The 2,537-nt window shown below is 47.9% G+C and carries 1 protein-coding gene; it reads right to left on the reverse strand.

Annotation, left to right across the window (positions count from 1 at the left end; all coding sequences use genetic code 11):
• The coding region (locus tag HZA49_04165; GenBank protein MBI5778635.1) for a hypothetical protein at positions 1-2,461 on the reverse strand (2,461 nt) is incomplete at its 3' end.
• Positions 2,462-2,537 lie beyond the last annotated feature (76 nt).

Here is a 2,537-nt window from a genome sequence, read left to right on the forward strand (position 1 = left end):
CGTTTCCGAATTCATCATAAGTAAAATACGAATACCGGCCTAAGGCATCCCTGGTCCAATCCATTCTCCCTGCGGTATCGTAATGGTAAAACACCGAATTGGCATTCGCATCGGTCTTCTGCGTAAGATTGCCTTCGTTATCATATGCAAATAACGTCTGGTTCAGATTGGCGTCCGTTATCCTTACCGGCTTATGGAAATTATTGTACTCCATAGACGTCGCCATGCCCATCTGGTCTGTTACGCCTGATATATCGCTGTTCGGCGTGTACGTATAGGTTATGCTGTAACCGCCCTGTATTTCAGCGAGCGTTACGTCCGTATCGTCTATTACGAGGTCGCCGTTTATGTCGCCCACAGGGCCGGTTTTCTTTGTTGTCCTGCCCGTGAAATCCTTGTCAAATTTTGTAATATACCCTTCGGCGTCCGTGTATTTTGTCAGGAAGCCCTGCTCGTTGTACGCGTATCTCTTTACGTATCCCAGCGAATCCGTAATTGTCTCTGCCTGTCCTGATATAAGGTTATACGTATAATTAAGCGCCTGGCCGTAGGGCTCATTTTGGGTTTGTATCCTGCCTTGTCCGTCATAGGAATACGACCGGACATATCCCCCGCGGTCTATCCAGGACGTGCGGTTATTATTTATGTCATACGTGTAAGAATCATAATCTCCGCCTGCTATGGCGAAATTTATGTCATCCATGTTTATAAGGCCGTCGTTGTTCAGGTCTTTTACAGGGCCAACGTATCTTGTCAGGTTATTTGCGCCGTCGTATTCAAAATACGACATATAGCCCATGGCATTGGTCATTGTTTTAGGACTGCCGTTGGGCCAATACGTTGCTGAGAAACTCCCTGATTTCGGATTCTGATAGCCGGTATTATTGCGCGATGTATCCCAATTGCTTGTTATCGTATTATTGGCCGGATCCGTATATTGCGTAATGGCATTCAAAAGGGCGTTATACGTATAGGTATGTACGCCGGTTATGGCATCGGTAATTACTGTTGTGCCTGCGCCTTCATTATAACTAACGGTCTTCTGGCCGTTATTGGGATATTTTACATTGACAAGTTTTCCCCATTTGCCGTAGGTATATTCATAGACGTTTCCCGCGGGGTCGGTCTTTTTAACAAGAAGTTCGCTTGTCGGGTTGTATTCGTATCTTATGATTTCGCCTGTCGGCAGGTGTATTGCTGTAAGATATTTTCCGCTGTATTCAAGCGTAGTTGCGGCGCCGCCGGGCATTGTTACGCCTGTAAGTTTACTATTCGTATAATCAAGCGCGGTTGTCCTGTTAACCGAATCCGTGACTGCCGTTAAAAGCGTACCTGTATAGCCGAGGGTCAAGGTATTTCCTTTGGTATCGTATATGAAAGTCAATCTGCCGGAGACGTCAAATTGCAGTACGACGTTGCTTTTCCTTACGATTGTATAGGTGCTGTCAGGATTTATTGTAAGCGTAGTTGCGGGCTCGCCGAACCTCGGGTCTGGCCTGTACGCGCCATTCTGCAGGAAAAATCTTACCGGCAGGCCGGTCTCGTTTACAAATATATAAGAAGCCCCGCGCGGATAGATCCTCATGTCCAGATTATGCCGCCAGCCGAGGCCGTTCGGGCCGTCGTAATATGAAAGCGAATTATAGATTAATGCAATATTTGCCGTAAAGCCTGTGCCGCGGGATACCGCTATCGGTTGAACGACGCTGAGCGAACCGTCTGCGAGGTTTACTTGGCTTGCGCCGAGTTCTACATTTGCGGAATTCGGCATATACGCGATACCGTCCATGACGGTCATGTTGGACGCATCGCAATCCACGACATTCAACGGGCACACGACAAAGGGCGAATTAGCTTCGGACGGGGCCCCGCCTGTCTGCGGAAGGGTTATGCTTACCTCGGTGTAGGGTTTCCAGCCGTGGGCGGTGCTGGTATTACGGAATCCAAACCTGTAGACGTGCGGCTCTACGGTTGCATGCGTAAATGAAAAATCCCTGTTGATGAAATTACCCCAGTTAAAGCCTGAGCCTGCTACCCTGATATCATCTTCGTAGAGATACCACTGGAAGACCGACCAGATGGAACCGCCAATTACCACGCCGTTTATCCTTATGGTATATGACTCGTTTACGGTGTAAGTATACGGGCCGCTAATAGTGACGCTCTGCTGGCCGTATTCGGTCTTAGTTTCAGTATTGGTCAAATCCGCTTCTGTAAAAGTAACCTGTGCCTGTTGATTAATGGCAATACCGTTTACCGTAGCGTTTATCAGTGTTGTACCGGTGGTAAAAGTTGCCGTAAGCTCGGATGTGTATGTACCGTCGCCTTTATCCGTTACCGCGCCGAGCGTACCCGGGCCGAATTGCGAAAGAACAACATTCTGGCCGGCTCCAAGGAGATCATTATTTGCATCGCGCGGGGTAACCGTGATAATTGACTTTGAAACATTATTAGCATTCACATAATCCGGGTCTGCTATAACTGAAGTAAGCCCGGGATCAACTATACCCGTACCTGCTTCGTACAAAGAAAAATGC

It is taken from the genome of Planctomycetota bacterium (assembly GCA_016235865.1).
Lineage (GTDB): Bacteria > Planctomycetota > MHYJ01 > JACQXL01 > JACQXL01 > JACRIK01.